The sequence below is a fragment of the Burkholderia sp. Ax-1720 genome (assembly GCF_011753035.1).
GTDB classification, from domain to species: domain Bacteria; phylum Pseudomonadota; class Gammaproteobacteria; order Burkholderiales; family Burkholderiaceae; genus Burkholderia; species Burkholderia gladioli.
Genome location: NZ_VWWK01000032.1, coordinates 1 through 15216, shown reverse-complemented (window position 1 = coordinate 15216; position 15216 = coordinate 1). Strand labels below are relative to the sequence as shown.

At 70.3% G+C, this 15216-nt stretch carries 15 protein-coding genes and 1 riboswitch; of the genes, 4 read left to right on the top strand and 11 right to left on the bottom strand.

What is annotated here, in order from left to right; genetic code table 11:
* Nucleotides 1-15: 15 nt before the first annotated feature.
* The gene (locus F3J18_RS12780; RefSeq protein WP_166913000.1) at nucleotides 16-270 is read right to left on the bottom strand and encodes a hypothetical protein; all 255 of its coding nucleotides are present in this window, start codon (nucleotides 268-270) and stop codon (nucleotides 16-18) included.
* 162 nt (nucleotides 271-432) lie between these two features.
* On the opposite strand from F3J18_RS12780, the gene F3J18_RS12775 reads away from it, so the two are divergent.
* Together F3J18_RS12775 and F3J18_RS12770 are read left to right on the top strand one after the other, a co-directional pair.
* Nucleotides 433-1314: an alpha/beta hydrolase gene (locus tag F3J18_RS12775; protein WP_205195416.1), complete on the top strand. Its 882-nt coding sequence runs from the start codon at nucleotides 433-435 to the stop codon at nucleotides 1312-1314.
* On the top strand, nucleotides 1304-1981 hold the full coding sequence (locus F3J18_RS12770) for a DUF2878 domain-containing protein (protein ID WP_166913007.1): 678 nt from the start codon (nucleotides 1304-1306) through the stop codon (nucleotides 1979-1981). The genes F3J18_RS12775 and F3J18_RS12770 overlap by 11 nt, the downstream gene beginning before the upstream one ends.
* A gap of 31 nt (nucleotides 1982-2012) precedes the next feature.
* Here the strand turns inward: F3J18_RS12770 and F3J18_RS12765 are convergent, their stop codons facing one another.
* From F3J18_RS12765 to F3J18_RS12745, 5 genes are all read right to left on the bottom strand, one after another.
* Nucleotides 2013-2996, bottom strand: a complete 984-nt coding sequence (locus tag F3J18_RS12765; RefSeq protein ID WP_166913027.1) for an iron ABC transporter permease — start codon at nucleotides 2994-2996, stop codon at nucleotides 2013-2015.
* Between the two features lie 212 nt (nucleotides 2997-3208).
* Nucleotides 3209-4234 carry an ABC transporter substrate-binding protein gene (locus F3J18_RS12760; protein ID WP_166913006.1) on the bottom strand — a complete coding sequence of 342 codons (1026 nt, stop codon included), beginning with the start codon at nucleotides 4232-4234 and terminating at the stop codon, nucleotides 3209-3211.
* A gap of 9 nt (nucleotides 4235-4243) precedes the next feature.
* Nucleotides 4244-5032: an ABC transporter ATP-binding protein gene (locus tag F3J18_RS12755; protein ID WP_166913005.1), complete on the bottom strand. Its 789-nt coding sequence runs from the start codon at nucleotides 5030-5032 to the stop codon at nucleotides 4244-4246.
* A gap of 13 nt (nucleotides 5033-5045) precedes the next feature.
* Complete coding sequence (locus F3J18_RS12750) at nucleotides 5046-7328, bottom strand: TonB-dependent receptor (RefSeq protein WP_166913004.1); 2283 nt, start codon at nucleotides 7326-7328, stop codon at nucleotides 5046-5048.
* Between the two features lie 125 nt (nucleotides 7329-7453).
* Nucleotides 7454-7603 carry a hypothetical protein gene (locus F3J18_RS12745; protein ID WP_166913003.1) on the bottom strand — a complete coding sequence of 50 codons (150 nt, stop codon included), beginning with the start codon at nucleotides 7601-7603 and terminating at the stop codon, nucleotides 7454-7456.
* A gap of 63 nt (nucleotides 7604-7666) precedes the next feature.
* A riboswitch (cobalamin riboswitch) is annotated at nucleotides 7667-7745 on the bottom strand.
* Between the two features lie 290 nt (nucleotides 7746-8035).
* Here F3J18_RS12745 and F3J18_RS12740 point away from each other — a divergent pair.
* The gene (locus tag F3J18_RS12740; RefSeq protein ID WP_025102182.1) at nucleotides 8036-10123 is read left to right on the top strand and encodes an EAL domain-containing protein; all 2088 of its coding nucleotides are present in this window, start codon (nucleotides 8036-8038) and stop codon (nucleotides 10121-10123) included.
* A 41-nt stretch (nucleotides 10124-10164) separates the two neighbouring features.
* Here F3J18_RS12740 and F3J18_RS12735 read toward each other — a convergent pair whose 3' ends face one another.
* From F3J18_RS12735 to F3J18_RS12720, 4 genes are all read right to left on the bottom strand, one after another.
* A complete protein-coding gene (locus F3J18_RS12735) occupies nucleotides 10165-10584 on the bottom strand; it encodes a VOC family protein (protein ID WP_025102183.1) in 420 nt (139 codons plus the stop codon).
* A gap of 296 nt (nucleotides 10585-10880) precedes the next feature.
* Entirely contained in the window at nucleotides 10881-11225 is a 345-nt protein-coding gene (locus F3J18_RS12730; RefSeq protein ID WP_013689825.1) for a hypothetical protein, read from the bottom strand.
* Nucleotides 11226-11329: 104 nt separating this feature from the next.
* Nucleotides 11330-11824 carry a hypothetical protein gene (locus F3J18_RS12725; RefSeq protein ID WP_025102184.1) on the bottom strand — a complete coding sequence of 165 codons (495 nt, stop codon included), beginning with the start codon at nucleotides 11822-11824 and terminating at the stop codon, nucleotides 11330-11332.
* Between the two features lie 5 nt (nucleotides 11825-11829).
* A complete protein-coding gene (locus F3J18_RS12720; protein ID WP_013689823.1) occupies nucleotides 11830-12237 on the bottom strand; it encodes a hypothetical protein in 408 nt (135 codons plus the stop codon).
* 364 nt (nucleotides 12238-12601) lie between these two features.
* Between F3J18_RS12720 and F3J18_RS12715 the strand changes: the two genes are divergently transcribed.
* Nucleotides 12602-13780, top strand: a complete 1179-nt coding sequence (locus F3J18_RS12715) for an iron-containing alcohol dehydrogenase (RefSeq protein WP_166913002.1) — start codon at nucleotides 12602-12604, stop codon at nucleotides 13778-13780.
* A gap of 77 nt (nucleotides 13781-13857) precedes the next feature.
* Here the strand turns inward: F3J18_RS12715 and F3J18_RS12710 are convergent.
* Nucleotides 13858-15216: cytochrome c (locus F3J18_RS12710; RefSeq protein WP_240156394.1), on the bottom strand; the 1359-nt coding region annotated here is incomplete at its 5' end.

Genomic DNA, 15216 nt, shown 5'->3' with positions numbered 1-15216 from the left:
GCCCCGAGGCCGCCATTACTGGCCCTTCGGTGTAGCGGCGGCCGTGGATGCCGCCGGATCGTGTTCGGCGCGACCCGCCGCGCCTTGTGTCGAATACGCCATCTTCGACTTCGGCGGCAAGGGGCTGGTGGGGCCGGCCACGGGGTCCCCGTGGTAGGTCATGCCGGCGGTCGCCGCGCCGTGCGCGTTGCCTGCACCCTGTCCAGCCTGGCTTGCGGTAATGCACGCCGCCCCCATCGCGATTGCGGCGATCGTCATCCGGATCTTCATGTTCGGCTCCTGTTTGCGCCTGGCCGAAACGGCTGGGCAAGCCTGGACAATACGGCCGAGGTTCCACGCCGGATGCATCCGCGATGCCGGCCTGGCCGTATTCAAGGCAATGTCGCGCCCGATCACGCGCTCCCGGCCACTTTCGTCAAGACGGAACCGTGCATGAGAAAACAGTCCCTGCGCCTGTTGGCCGGTGCCGGCATCCTGGCAACCGGCCTCGGCTGGGCATACCTCCACCCACTGGCCTGGCTCAACGCGATGGTGCCGCGCACCGGCCATACCCGATTCTCCCAGCTCGCCTACGGAGCCGACCCGCGGCAGGGCATCGACATATACGTGCCGACCGCGAGCCCGACGGCCCGGCGCCCGATGGTCGTGTTCTTCTACGGCGGCAGTTGGCAAGGCGGCCTGCGCGCCGATTACCGCTTCGTCGGCGAAGCGCTGTCCTCGCGCGGCATGGTGGTGGCCATTCCCGACTATCGCGTATTCCCCCAGGTCACGTTTCCCGGCTTCGTGGAGGATGCCGCCGCGGCCGTGCGCTGGGCCAGGGACCACGCGGCGGTCTACGGCGCCGATCCGGATCGCCTGTTTCTGGCAGGCCATTCGGCCGGCGCGCAGATCGCGCTGCTGCTGGCGACCGATCGGTCATGGCTGGCCCGCGCCGGCTTGCCGTCGCATGCCCTGGCCGGCGTGATCGGCCTGGCCGGCCCATACGATTTCCTGCCCTTGCGGGACAGCACGCTGGAGCGCATTTTTCCGGCCTCGCAGCGCACCGCGAGCCAGCCCATCGATTTCGTCCGGGGCGGTGAACCTCCCATCCTGCTCGGCGTGGGCATGCGCGACGATATCGTCGATCCGGGCAACACCGAGCGGATGGCTGCACGCCTGCGCGCGCACGGCGATGCGGTCCAGGTGCGCCGCTACCCGAGGCTGACGCACGAAATGATGGTGGGCAGCCTGGCCACGCCCCTGATCGCCCTGAAGCGCCTGATCCCGGTCGGCCCGGTGCTCGACGACGTCACGGACTTCGTCGATGCGCACTGATACGGACGGTCGGGCGGCCCGATGCCTGCGCCGTCACTTCGTCGCCTGTCGGCTGTCACGCCGCCGAGAGCATCGCCCGACTTCGATCCTGGCCGCGTCGCGCAAGCCTCCTCGCCCCGTCGCGCATCCCGTCGCGCTCTATTGGGTGGTGGGCCAGGCAGCCTGGCTGGCGGCCGTGCATGGGGGCGCGCACGCCGATCCGGTTCCCGGCTGGCTCTGCGCCGCCGGCATGGCGAGCTGGCACCTGTCACGCGCCGCCCGGCCATCGGTGGAAGCCAGCTCGATCCTCGCGGTGACCCTGCTCGGCTGGTGCTGGGACAGCGTCCTGGCCGGAACCGGCTGGCTCGTCTATCCGGGTCATCCGGCCGGCTCCCTGGGCGCGCCGGCCTGGATCGTCGCGCTCTGGGCGATCTTCGCGATCCAGCTCAATGTCGTCTTCGTCCGGCTGCGCGGCCGGCCCTGGCTCGCGGCGATGCTGGGCGCGCTCGCCGGGCCGCTGTCGTTTCGCGCGGGCGCGGCGCTCGGCGCGGTAAGCTTCGCGCCTCCCGCGGCGGCCTTCGCCGCCTTGGCCGCGGGCTGGGCCGTGCTCCTGCCGGCCGCGGTGCAGGTGGCTCGGTATCGCGACGGCATGACGCCCTTGCCAAGGCAAGCCGGCGAGGAGCAGTGAGCATCCTCGGCACCGGCCTCGAGGCGTTCCGCTAGCCGCGCCGCACCAGCCCCACCAGCATGACCCCGCCGATCAGGGCGGTGATCACGCCGATCGGCAGGTCGTCGGGCGCGATCAGGATGCGCGCCAGCACGTCGGCCCAGACCAGGGCCAGCGCGCCGCCGAGCGCCGCCATCGGCAGCAGGGCGCCATGCTCGGCGCCGAACAGCCGCCGGCAGACGTGCGGCACCACCAGCCCGACGAAGCCGATCGCGCCGCTGACGGCCACCGCCGCCGCCGTCAGCAGCGAGCAGACCACGAACAGCTCGCGGCGCCGCGCCGAGACGTCCACGCCCAGCGCCGCGGCGGCCACGTCGCCGCTGGTCAGCGCATTGAGCTCGCGGCGGCGGCCCATCAGCAGCAGGCCGCCGGCGGCCAGGCACAGCGCCGGCACCGGCAGCAGGGACCAGCGCGCCAGCCCCAGCCCACCGAGCATCCAGAACAGCACCGACTGCGCCGCGCGCGGATCGCCGAGGTAGATCAGCAAGTTGGCCAGCGCCATCATCGCGAACGAGACGGCCACGCCCGACAGCAACAGCCGCGAGGAATCGAGCCGCCCCGCGCGCACGCCGAGCAGGATCACCAGCGCGGTGGCGCCGAGCGCGCCGGCGAAGGCGAATGCCGACAGCGTCAGCCAGCCGAAGGCGGCGCCGAACCAGACGGTGGCCGCCACCGCGCCGAGCGAGGCGCCCGAGCTGACGCCGAGCAGGTGCGGGTCGACCATGCGATTGCCGGTGGCCGCCTGCAGGGCCACGCCGACCATCGCCAGGGTGGCGCCGACCAGCGCGCCGAGCAGCACGCGCGGCAGGCGGATCAGCCAGACGATGGTGTCGATGCCGGGCGCCACGCGCGGCGCCGCGTGCCCGCCGAGATGCGCGAACAGCACGCGCGCCACCGTGCCCGGCGCGATGGCCACCGGGCCGAGACCGGTGGCGACCAGCATCGAGGCGAGCAGCAGCACGGCACCGAGCCAGATCGCGCGGCGTGCGCGTCGGTTGGCGGGCCGCGATGCCGATCGCGTGGCATGGGAAGTCGGGGCGACCGGGGCGGCGGCAACCGTCACCGCCTCCGAGCCTGAAGCCGAGCCCAAAGCAGAGTCAGCAGCGCAATCCGAACCCGCGCTCAAAACCGAGCCCGAATCCACCCTCCCCGACTCGCCCGCCGCATCCCCAACGCCCCGCCTCGCGCTCACTTCCCGCCCTCGCCTGCAGCAAACGCCGCGGGATGCAGCCCGCGCGCAATCGCCTCCACCGCCTCGGCATTGCGCACGCCCGGCGTCGCCTCGTCGTAGGGAATCACGATGAAGCGCCGCTCGCGCACCGCGGCGAGCCCCGCCAGCGCGGGATTGGTGCTCAGGTAGCGGATCTTCTGCGCGGCCGTCTCGGCGCCGTAGTCGACGATCACGATCGCCTGCGGATCGCGCGCCACCACGCTCTCCCAGCCGACCGCCGCCCAGCTCTGCGCGAGATCGTCCATCACGTTGACACCGCCCGCCGCGCGGATCAACGCATCCGGCATCGCATAACGGCCCGCGGTAAACGGCTTGTCGCCGCCGCTGTCGTAGACGAAGGTGCGCACCGGCACCCGCTTCGGCCCGAGCGCGCGCCGCACCGCCTCGACCCGCGCGCGCATCGCCGCGATCAGCGCGTCGGCGCGCGGCGCGACGTCGAAGATCGCGCCGAGGTTGCGCAGGTCCGCATAGACATCGTCGAACGAGGCCGGCGGGCGCGGCATCACGTGCGAGCAGGATTCCGTCAGCTCGTAGGCGGCGATGCCGAAGCGCGCCAGCGTATCGGGCGTGACAGGCCCGCCCACGCGCATGCCGTAGTTCCAGCCGGCCACGTAGAGATCGGCATCGGCCGCCACCAGCGTCTCCATCGCCGGATACTGGCGCGCCAGCTCGGGCAGGCCGGCCAGTTGCGCGCGCAGGGCCGGCGTGGCGGTCTTCCAGCCGCCCACGCCGGTATAACCGGCCATGCGATCGCGCAGCCCCAGCGCGAGCATCATCTCGGTCAGGTTCACGTCGTTGCTGACGGCACGCGCGGGCGCGCGCTCGAAGCTCACCGAGCGATTGCAGCTGTGGACCGTGACGGGATAGTGGCCGGCGGCCAGCGAGGGCACGGCCGGCAGCAGCGCGCCGGCGCACACGGCGAACGCCGCCGCGCGGCGCGCCGGCAAGAAGGCAATACGGGAGCTCGGGTTGGACGGCTTCATGCGGATCGCTCAGGCCTCGTCGATGATCAGGGTGATGCGCGGATAGGCGCCGCCGGGATGCCGGTCGACGATCGCCTCGACGCCGTAGACGGCTCTCAGCAGCTCGGTCGTCAGCACCTCGTCGGGCGTGCCGCTCGCGACGATCTCGCCGTCGGCGAGCACGAACAGCCGATCGCAGAACGCGGCGGCGAGATTGAGATCGTGGATGGTCGCGAGCGTGGTGATGCGCAGCCGTTTCACCAGCGCCAGCAAGGCGATCTGGTGGCGTGGATCGAGATGGTTGGTGGGCTCGTCGAGCATCAGCAGCTCGGGCGCCTGCACCAGCGCGCGGGCCAGCAGCGCGCGCTGCCGCTCGCCGCCCGACAGCGTCGCGAAGGCGCGCGCCTCGGTGCCGGCCAGGCCCACGTCGCTCAGCGCCCGCTCGATGCGCGCGAGATCCTCGGCGGTCTCGCCCTCGAGCATGCGCTTGTGCGGCGTGCGCCCCATCGCCACCACCTGCCCGACCGTCAACCCGAACTCGTCGGGCGGATCCTGCAGCACCACCGCGATGCGCTGCGCGGCACGCCGCGGCGACAAGGCCCAGACTTCCTCGCCGCCGATCTCGATCGCGCCTGCCCGCGGACGCTCATAGCGAAACGCGCAGCGCAGCAGGCTGGTCTTGCCGCTGCCGTTCGGGCCGATCAGCCCGACGAACTCGCCGGGCCGCGCCTCCAGCGCGACGCGGCTGAGCAGCGCGCGCGCGGCGCGCGGCCGGTCGGCGGGCGACCAGTCGAGCGAGCTGATGCGGAAGTGGCTCATCGCGCGGCGCGGCTCAGAACTTCAGCGTCGCCGTCACGCCGCCCGAACGCGGCGCGCCGAGCAGCCACTCGCTGCCGCTGTTCTGGCTGGTCTCGACATAGACGCGGTTGGTCAGGTTGTGCAGGTAGAGCGACAAGGTCAGGTCCTTGGTGGCGCGCCACGAGGCCGACGCGTCGAGCAGCGTATAGGAAGCCAGGGACACCGTGTTGGCGGTATCGCCGTAGCTGCGGCCGACATAACGCAGCCCCGCGCCGGCGCGCCAGCCCGGTGCGAAGGCCCAGTCGAGCCACAGGTTGGCGGTCTGCTGCGGGATGTTGATCGGCACCTTGCCGGCACGCGACACGCTCACGCCGTCCACCGATTCGTTGAAGTCGTCGTAGCGCGCGCGCAGGAAGGCCGCGTTCGCGTCGATCGAGATGCCGTGGCCGAGCTTGAAGGCGCCGGTCCACTCGACGCCGCGCGAGGACTGCTTGCCGACCTGGATGGTCTGGCCGGGGTTCAGCGGATCGACGCTGAGGAGGTTGCGCTTGACGATCTGGTAGAACGCCAGCGTCCACGCGCCGCGCCCGCCCGCGAAGGCCTGCTTGAAGCCCGCTTCCCATTGATCGCCGGTCGAGAGATTGAAGGCGCTGCTGCTCTTGGACAGCGTGATCAGCGAACCCACGCCGTCGGTGCCGGTGGTGTACTGGCCATACAGGGAAATATCGGGCGTCAGCGAGAACACCAGCCCGGTGCGCCAACTGGTGTGCGCGAAGGTCTTGCTGAACGACGAGGCGGGCGAGCTCGGCGTGGCGAAGGTATCGCGCTGGTAGTCGATGTAGTCGTAGCGCAGGCCCGAGATCCACGACAGCCGATCGCTCAGCTCGATGCGGTCCTCGGCGAACACGCCGGCCTGGCGCGTGTGGGTGCGGTACACCGGCACGGTCGCGTCAGGGCTGGAGAACGAGCCGGGATCGAAGCCGAAGGCCGGCACCACCGACTGCCCGTCGAAGGGCGTGTTGCTGGTATCGACGAAGCTCACGTCGTTGAATTCGGCCCCCACCACCAGCCGGTTCTGGCGGCCCAGCAGATGGCCGTCGAAAGTGGTGTCGAGCCGGTCGCCGACCTGCCGCTCGTGATGGCGGATCTCAATGTAGTCGCTGCGCAGCACGCTGCCGTCGCCCTGCAGCGCATAACTTTCCGAATCGCGCCAATGGCGATCGGTCAGCATGCCGTAGAACTGGTTGCGCACCGTGATGCCGGGCGCGGCGCGCCAGGTGGTGTTCAGGCGCGCCCAGCGATCGTAATAGGCGATCGAGGCGTCGCCGACGTTGTAGTTCTGCCGCGCCATGGCGGGATTGAGCACGCCGTCGATCACCGGCACGCCGAAATAGGTCATCGGCTTCTGCCGCGCGAAATCGTAGTCGAGCGTGAACGACAGCGAGGGATTCACGTCGAGCTTCAGCGCGCCGCCCACCGAGGTCAAATGCGACTCGCCGCGCGGCACCCAGCCGTTCTGCCGGTCGTCGTTCACATAGAAGCGATACGAGAGCATCGGCCCGAGCGCGCCGGTGGTGTCGAGCGCGACGCGCTTCTGGCCGTAGCTGCCGGCGCCCACCAGCAAGCTGGTCTCGCGCTCGCGCTGCGGCGCCTTGGGCACCACGTTGATCACGCCGCCCAGCCCGCCCTCGCCGTACAGCACCGAAGCTGGCCCGCGCAGCACCTCGATGCGCTCGACCGACCAGGTGTCGACCGGGAAGGTCACCGTGCCCGCGCCCACCAGCATGCGCGTGCCGTCATACAGCGTGGTGATCGATTCGGGACCGCTGAAGCCGCGCACCGATACCGAGGTGCCGCCGTTACCGGGTGCCGCGTTGGCCGCGAAGCCGGTCGCGCGCGTGACGGCATCGAGCACGCTGGTGTCGCCGCGCTCGCGGATCCGCTCGCCGTCGAGCGTCTCGACGCTGGCCGGCGTGTCGAGGCTCGACAGGCCGAGCCGGCTGCCGGTACCGGCCGGCTTGCTGAGATTGCCCGCGTCGGCGGCAGCGCGCCCGGCGCCCACCGAGATGGCCGGCAGCGCCTGGGCCGCGCCGCCGCTGCCGGCGGCTTTCGCGGAGCCAGCGGAGCCGGTGGAGCCAGCCGCGCCGGTAGCACCGGCGGGCGCCGCGTCGGACGTCGATTTCGAAGGCGGCGCGTCGTCGGCCAGCGCCAGGCGCGGCACGCCGAGCAGAGAGGCGATGGCGACCACGCTCGCGCAGGCGCGACGAGGGGCCGTGCGCGGCACGCGCGGAAAGACGGAATGGTGATGGCGTTTCATGTCCTTGCCTGGATTGGCGTGTGGCAGGTGCACCGCGGGCGCGGCGCATGATCCGGCGTGCCGCATCGGCGGCGGCTCGGATCGCGGAAGTCGTGGCGAGCGAGCGCGCGAGAACGCGCGGCGGCTCAGGCCAGACAATCCGGCGGCGAAGTCGAGTCGGGCGATGCGGCGGCGCCCATCGAGCCAATCAAGGCGGCAATGAAAAAATCGAGGGAAAAATCGACACGGCGCGCGCCAGCACGGCACGCGTCGCGGAATCGGACGGCATGAATCACACGGAGTCTCCTGGGGTTTCGCGCCCCGTTGGAACAAAACGGCAAGGACCAGACGAAGCTCAGGTCTGACTTCCGGCCTGGCCGTCGGGGGACGGCGATCCGGTCACAGTGGCGCGACCGCGCGGGATTTGCACCCGCTTCCGAGCTTGGCGGGCGCCATTCTAGCGTGGTTCGAAATACGCACGGAAAGAATTCGAAATCACTTCCGGATTGGCGACAAGCCTTCGGAACAGCTTTCCAATCTCCGGGAATATGTGCGGCCGTCACGATTGCCGCCGATTTGCCCCGCGCTGGGGCTATGATGCTGGGCCCGCGGCCGCGCGCTGCGGGCGACGTTCCCGCCCCGTTTGCCTCGAGTCGCCGCTCGCGCGCCGGATGGGGCGGCCGCGTGCCGCCGATGCTCGCGCACGCCCCTGCTTCCGTTTTCTCGACATGCACGGCTCGTACAATTTCCTCCTGGTGGTGGTCTCGTTCGTGGTGGCGACGCTGGCCTCGTACACCGCGCTCGACCTGACGAGCCGCATCGCCCTGCTCGGCCGTTCGCGGCAGCGTCATGCCTGGCTGGCCGGCGGCGCGGTGGCGATGGGCACCGGCATCTGGTCGATGCACTTCATCGCGATGCTGGCCTTCTCGCTGCCAATCCCGCTCGGCTACGACGTGCTCGACACCGGCTATTCGCTGGCGCTGGCGATCGTGGTGTCCTGCTTCGCGCTGTTCTTCACCACGCGCGCGCTGGCCACCCGCACCCACCTGGCCATCAGCGGCACGCTGATGGGCTGCGGCATCGCCGGCATGCACTACACCGGCATGGCGGCCATGAAGATGGCGCCCGGCATCGACTACCAGCCCGGCTGGCTGGCCGCCTCGCTGGCGATCGCGATCGCCGCCTCGATCGCCGCGCTGTCGATCGCGCGCCGCCTGCGCGACGAGCAGCGCCGCTCGGTGGTGCGCGCGCGCATCGCGGCCGCCTTCGTGATGGCCATGGCGATCAGCGGCATGCACTACGCCGGCATGGCCGCCGCCGACTTCCTGCCCGGCAGCGTCTGCGGCGCGGCGAAAGGCGTCGACTCGGCCTGGCTGGCCACCACCGTCACGCTGTTCACCCTCGCGATCCTGATCGTCACCCTGCTGCTGTCGCGCATCGACATGCGCAACAGCCGGCTGGCGCGCGCGGTGTCGAGCCTGAACGGCGAGATCGTGCGGCTCGCCACGCTCGACACGCTGACCGGCCTGCCCAACCGCGGCACGCTCAATGCGCGCATGGTCGAGGCGATCGACCGCGCGCGGCGCCGGCAGACCGGCTTCGCGGTGCTGTTCATGGATCTCGACGGCTTCAAGGCGATCAACGATTCGCTCGGCCATTCGGTCGGCGACCAGGTGCTGGTGAGCTTCGCGCAGCGCCTGCGCGGCTGCGTGCGGGCCGCCGACACGGTGGCGCGCCTGGGCGGCGACGAATTCGTGGTGCTGGTGGAGCCGCTCGGCGCGCCGCAGGATGCGCGGCTGGTGGCGGAAAAGGTGCTGGAGCGCACCCGCGACGGCGCCTGGAGCGCCGACACGCCGCTGCCCGTCACGCCGAGCATCGGCATCGCGCTCTACCCGCGCGACGGCGAGACCGTCGACACCCTGCTCAAGCACGCCGACGCGGCGATGTACGAGGCCAAGCGCGGCGGCCGCGGCACCTACCGCTTCTTCGAGGTCGGCATGAACGATGCCGCGCTGCGCACCCTGCAGATCCAGCAGGCGCTGCACGAGGCGCTCGCCAACGGCTATTTCAGCCTGCACTTCCAGCCGAAGTTCCGCGGCGACACCCAGGCGCTGACCGGCGCCGAGGCGCTGATCCGCCTGCAGCATCCCAAGCTCGGCGCGCTGGCCCCGCTCGACTTCATCCCGATCGCCGAGCGCTCGGGGCAGATCGTGCCGATCGGTTATTGGGTGGTGCGCGAGACCTGCCGGCAGATCCGCGCCTGGCGCGAGGCGGGCCTGCCGAACATGAAGGTGGCCGTCAACCTGTCGACGCGCCAGCTCGCGCAGCCGGGGCTGGCGGACGCGATGCTGGAGATCGTCGAGGCGCAGCAGGTGGCGCCGCGGCAGATCATCTTCGAGATCACCGAAACCATGGCGATGCAGGATGCCGAGCGCACCATCGTGGCGATCCGCGATTTCCAGCAAGCCGGCTTCGAGATCGCGATCGACGATTTCGGCACCGGCTATTCGAGCCTGGCCTACCTGCAGCGCTTTCGCGTCAAGCAGCTCAAGATCGACCGCTTCTTCACCAGCGGGCTGGACCGGCACGGCAAGGAAGGCGCGGCGATCGTGTCGGCCATCATCGCGCTGGCGCATTCGCTGGGCATGGACGTGGTGGCCGAGGGCGTCGAGACCGCCACCCAGCTCGACAAGCTCAACGCGCTGATGTGCGACGAGATGCAGGGTTTCCTGCTCGGCCAGCCGCTGACGGCCGAGGCCTTCGAGCAGTTGATCCGCGAGCGCGCCGGCGCCGGGACCGACCCGGCGCTCGCCTGAGCGGGCCGGCAGCCCGCCGCCCGGGCTTCATCCAGCCGGGTTCAGGCCGGCTTGCTGGTGTCGTGGTCGAACTCGAGGCGGATGCCGCCCGGTTCGTAGATCATCGTGTGGCGCTTGGGGCCCTTGCCGAGCGGCTCCGGCGCGAACTCGACGCGCACGCCGGGCCATGCCGAGGCGCGCTGGTGGACCTCGTCGAGCGCCGCCTCGCTGGCCACGCGCAAGGCCAGGTGATGCAGGCCGACATTGCGCTTGCGGTCGAACTCGACCGGCGCCTCGCTTTCCTTGAGCTGCCAGAGCGTGAGCACCAGGTGGCCGTCCGAGACGAAGGCGGCCGGATAGTCGGGCCGCTCGCCGACCAGCTTCCAGCCCAGGCACTGCACGAAGAAGTCGCGGGTCTGGGCCAGGTCGCGAACGGTCAGGCCGAGGTGATCGATGCCGCAGGTGAGCGCGCTATCTGACATCGCCGGGTTCCTTGCAAGAGAGTCTGATGTGGGGGGGAGCGCGCAAGCGAATCGCAAGCCGGGTGGCGCGTGGCTGGCGATCGACGGCGGCGCGCCGCTCACTATATGCCGGCTGCGTGAATCCTGCCGGCCGCGCCCGGCGCGGGATGCGAAGCGCGCCGCGCGCGGCCGAACGCTTCCGGCGCCGCGCGAGGCGCGCCGCGAACAAGGCGGGAGATCGGGGGAAGCAGCGAAGGAGGGAAACGGCGGTCGGCCCGGGATGCCGACGCGAAGCGGTCAGGCGCGTTCCGCGCCCCTTACAGCGCTTCCTGGCAGAGCACCATCATCCGCTGCACCATGGTGGACGCCTCGTTGAGTTCCATCTCGCTGGTGAACAGCGCCGGCACGCTCGACAGCCGCACCGCGATGCCGGCGCCGAGCAGGTCGCGGCTGGCGATCTTCAGCGCCAGTTGGCCGATGCGCACGCGATCGAGCCAGTCCATCGTGACGCGCTGCTTGTCGAGCCAGCCGCGGCAGCAACTGACCACGTGGTCGACGCGCCATTCCTGCGTGAGCGCATAGGAGGCGGCGGCGATCGCGACCAGGTAGCACAACAGGTCCGGTCTCGCGCTCGCCGTGTCGGTGAATTCAGGTTTCGTCATGCGGTCCGCCTTCGGTGTATTGCTGAACGTCGGCGGTAAGTATGAACGAATGCCGGAAAAACAACCCGGGAATTCGAGGCCGGCGCCAGCGCGCCGCGCGGCGTTCAGCTACCGGGCTTGACCCGTTGTTCGTCGCCGCGCAGCAAGGTGAAGCGATTCTGATCGAACAGATAATAGTAGGTTCCGTTGCCGGTTTCGTTACGGCTGCCATGCACGATCACCAGCTTGCTGTTGCGCCGGAATTCGATCGGCTGGTCGATGTCGACGTCCCAGCAGCAGACCGTAAACGGCAGCCAGACGGTCTCGCCCGTCCTCGCGTCGACCGCCACCGTCATGGTGCAGGACGCGCCGCAGCCCCAACTGCTCAGCGCGTAATGGCCGGCGAAGTTCGGTTTTTTGCCCGACAGTTCGCGCAGCCGCGCGGCGAACCTGTGGTCCTGCTCGGACTGGATCGTGGTGGCGGCCACCTTGCCGTGCCAGGCCGGCGCCGGGAAGTTGTCGAATTGCGGCACCGGCGCGGGCGCCGGGCTGGCGGCCAGCGCCAGGTTCGCCGCGATACCGAAAACGATCGATGCGACAGCGAAACGAAGACCTTTCATTGCGTTCAATACCAGTGATGTTTTTCCCAGAATTTACGGGCATGCTGCGCGCTGTGATAGCGGCCGTAAATATATCGAAGCCCGCCCTGCGCTTCCTCGACGGCATTACCGAAGGATTTCTCGCCATTCGGATTCAGCGCGTACTGGGCGCGCAACAACTGGAACAGGCCGCGCGCCGTGGAATTCGGATTATGCGAGTTCACCACCCCGCTCGATTCCTGCGCCATGATCCACAACAGGTCGGCATAATCGGTGACGGGCGCCTTCTCGAGCGCGATCGCGTCGCGCAGCGCCTTCTGCGAGGCGGGCGGCACCACCGAGGGATCGATCGCGACCCAGCCCTGCTTCTTGGGCGGGCGCGGATGGTTCGAATGCGATTTCGACTTCGACTGCGTCGACTGAGTAGCGGTCATGGTGGTTTTCCTGGTATCGCGGCACTCGGCCCGACTCGCCCCCGAAGCCTGTCGAGTCGGCCGACGGCGACTATAAACGCAATGACCATCCAGGTAAATGAAACAGCGCGAAACGGCGTCGATCGAATTCGATTAATCGGTCGAATGCCGCCGTATTTAGTAAAAATTTCCGTCGATTTAATGGCGAATTGATTGATCGGTAATTTTCACTGCATTTAAATCGATCGCGCAGCGGCGGATCGATCGGCGGGCCGGCGCCCGCGGCCGGCCGTAACGAAAACCGCGCGCGCCGGTATCATGACCGGCACACGCGAGCGAGCGGCGCCGCCCATCGCGCCCCACGAAAACAGCCGGAGACGCCCCCATGCAATCGTTTTCGTTTCAGACCGTCCCCCACATCGTGCTCGAGGCGGGGCTGGCGCGCCGGCTCGGCGAGCTGCTGCGCGAGCGCCATGCCGGCCGCCGCGCCTGCGTGCTCACCGACGCCTTCCTGCATCGCGGCGGCACGCTCGCGCCGGCGCTGGCCAGCCTCGCGCGGGCCGGCTGGGAAGTGCTGGTGATCGACGAGGTGGTGGCCGACCCGCCCGAGGAGGTGGTGCGCGACGCGGCCCGGCGCGCGCGCGAATTCGGCGCCGAGCTGGTGATCGGGCTGGGCGGCGGCTCCTCGATGGACGTCGCCAAGCTGGTGGCCGCGCTGTGCGCGAGCGAGCAGCCGCTGGCGCAGATGTACGGCGTGAACCGCGTCGAGCACGGCCGCCTGCCGCTGGTGCAGGTCCCGACCACGGCCGGCACCGGCTCCGAGGTCACGCCGATCTCGATCGTGACCACCGGCAAGACCACCAAGAGCGGCGTGGTCTCGCCGCGGCTCTATGCCGATTCGGCCTTGCTGGACCCGGAGCTGACGGTCGGCCTGCCGCCGGCCGCGACCGCCGCCACCGGCATCGACGCGATGGTGCACGCGATCGAGGCCTATACCAGCAAGCGTCTGAAGAATCCGCTGTCGGACCACCTCGCCTGCAAGGCATTGCAATTGCTCACCGCCAACCTGCTGCCGGCCTGCCGCGACGGCCAGGACCTCGCCGCGCGCTCGGCCATGCTGCTCGGCGCGATGCTGGCCGGCCAGGCCTTCGCGAACGCGCCGGTGGGCGGCGTGCATGCGCTGGCCTACCCGATCGGCGGCGTGTTCCATGTGCCGCACGGGCTGTCGAATGCGCTGGTGCTGCCGCATGTGCTGCGCTTCAACGCGCAGGCCGCCGCGCAGCAATATGCCGAGCTCGGGCAGTTGGTGGGGCTGGAGCCGGTCGGCCCGGTCGAGGAGCAGGCCGAGGCCTTCATCGCCTACCTGGTGCGGCTGGCGCGCGACTCGGGGCTGCCGGCCAACCTGCAGGCGGTCGGCATCGACGTCGGCGACCTGGCGGGGCTGGCGGCCGACGCGATGAAGCAGGAGCGGCTGCTGGTCAACAATCCCTGCGAGATCGACGAGGCCAGCGCGCTGGAGATCTACCGGCGCGCGTTCGAGCACGTCTACGACGAGGTGCAATAGCCGCCTCGCCCACCTCCGGAAAGAAAAAACCGCGCGGGACAGCCATCCCGCGCGGTTTTTTTCATGGACCCGGGAGCCTAGTTCGTCAGGCTCGCCGAAGGCCGCGCGAAGTCCGCGCCCGGCGGCGCATCGGGGCGCTTGCCCGGATACGCGCGGCGCAGCTTGGCCACCTGCGCGGCCGTCACCGTCGAGCCGGTATTGCCCCAACTGGTGCGCACGAAGTTCGCGACGTCGGCGACCTCCTGGTCGGACAGGCGCCAGCCGAACGGCGGCATGGTGAAGCTCGACGGCGCCTCGTGCGTGCCGTTCAGCGCCGCGCCTTCCAGCACCACGTGGATCAGCGAGGTGGGATCGGCGCCCTGCACCACCGGGTTGCCGCCCAGCGCCGGGAACACGCGCGTGTAGCCGCGGCCGTCGCTGCGGTGGCAGGCCATGCAGTTGTCGACGTAGACGGACGCGCCCGGCCGCTTCGCGTCGCCGGCGCGCAGCGCCTGGGCGGCCGCGTCGTCGTAGGCGTAGACGGTCTCGCCGCTCGCGCGCGGCGGCAGCGACTTCAGGTAGCGCGCGATGGCGCTCAGGTCGGCGTCGCTGAGGTACTGCATGCTGTGGTCGACCACGTCGCTCATCCCGCCGAACGCGGCCGTGTGCAGGTTGCGCCCGGTCTTCAGGAAACGCACGATCTCCTGCTCGGACCAGGTGCCCAGGCCGGTGCGCGGCTCGCCGCGCAGGCTGGTGGGCACCCAGCCGTCGATCGCCGCGCCGCCGGCCAGGAAATCGCTGCCGTCGGCGTCGCCGAGCGCGCGCTCCTGCATGGTCGGCGCGCGCGGCGTGTGGCAGGCCCCGCAATGGCCGAGCCCCTGCACCAGGTAGGCGCCGCGCGCCAGCACCGGATCGGCGTACGAGGCGGCCTCGAACGGCTTGGGCGCCGGCGCGTACAGCTTGCGCCAGATCGCGAGCGGCCAGCGCATCGACAGCGGCCAGACGATGTCCACCGCGCGATTGGCCTGCTCGACCGGCGCCACGCCCTGGCTGAAGTAGGCGTACATCGCGCGCACGTCTTCCTCGCTCAGGCGCGCGTAGGACGGATACGGCATCGCCGGATAGAGCGTGTCGCCGTTCTTGCGCACGCCGGCGCGCACCGCGCGATCGAAGTCCTCGAAGCGCCAGCCGCCGATGCCGGTCTTCGCGTCGGGCGTGATGTTGGTCGAGTAGATCGCGCCGATCGGCGTGTCGAACTTCAGGCCGCCCGCGAAGGGCTTGCCGTTCGGCGTGCTGTGGCAGGCGATGCAGTCGCCGGCGCGCGCCAGGTATTCGCCGCGCTTGAGCAGGTCGGCCTGCGCCGCGTCGTGGCCGGCGGCCGGCGCCGATGCCGCGAGCGGCGCCGCCGTCACGCCCGACGAAGCCGGCACCGGCTTCACCGCCACCGCGTCCTGGTT

Excerpts from the sequence above, each read along its gene's own strand:
- F3J18_RS12770 (WP_166913007.1), top strand. The coding sequence starts at position 1,304 with ATGCGCACTGATACGGACGGTCGGGCGGCCCGATGCCTGCGCCGTCAC.
- F3J18_RS12750 (WP_166913004.1), bottom strand. The coding sequence starts at position 7,328 with ATGAAACGCCATCACCATTCCGTCTTTCCGCGCGTGCCGCGCACGGCC.
- F3J18_RS12720 (WP_013689823.1), bottom strand. The coding sequence starts at position 12,237 with ATGACCGCTACTCAGTCGACGCAGTCGAAGTCGAAATCGCATTCGAAC.
- F3J18_RS12780 (WP_166913000.1), bottom strand. The coding sequence starts at position 270 with ATGAAGATCCGGATGACGATCGCCGCAATCGCGATGGGGGCGGCGTGC.
- F3J18_RS12740 (WP_025102182.1), top strand. The coding sequence starts at position 8,036 with ATGCACGGCTCGTACAATTTCCTCCTGGTGGTGGTCTCGTTCGTGGTG.
- F3J18_RS12775 (WP_205195416.1), top strand. The coding sequence starts at position 433 with ATGAGAAAACAGTCCCTGCGCCTGTTGGCCGGTGCCGGCATCCTGGCA.
- F3J18_RS12725 (WP_025102184.1), bottom strand. The coding sequence starts at position 11,824 with ATGAAAGGTCTTCGTTTCGCTGTCGCATCGATCGTTTTCGGTATCGCG.
- F3J18_RS12735 (WP_025102183.1), bottom strand. The coding sequence starts at position 10,584 with ATGTCAGATAGCGCGCTCACCTGCGGCATCGATCACCTCGGCCTGACC.
- F3J18_RS12755 (WP_166913005.1), bottom strand. The coding sequence starts at position 5,032 with ATGAGCCACTTCCGCATCAGCTCGCTCGACTGGTCGCCCGCCGACCGG.
- F3J18_RS12715 (WP_166913002.1), top strand. The coding sequence starts at position 12,602 with ATGCAATCGTTTTCGTTTCAGACCGTCCCCCACATCGTGCTCGAGGCG.
- F3J18_RS12730 (WP_013689825.1), bottom strand. The coding sequence starts at position 11,225 with ATGACGAAACCTGAATTCACCGACACGGCGAGCGCGAGACCGGACCTG.
- F3J18_RS12760 (WP_166913006.1), bottom strand. The coding sequence starts at position 4,234 with ATGAAGCCGTCCAACCCGAGCTCCCGTATTGCCTTCTTGCCGGCGCGC.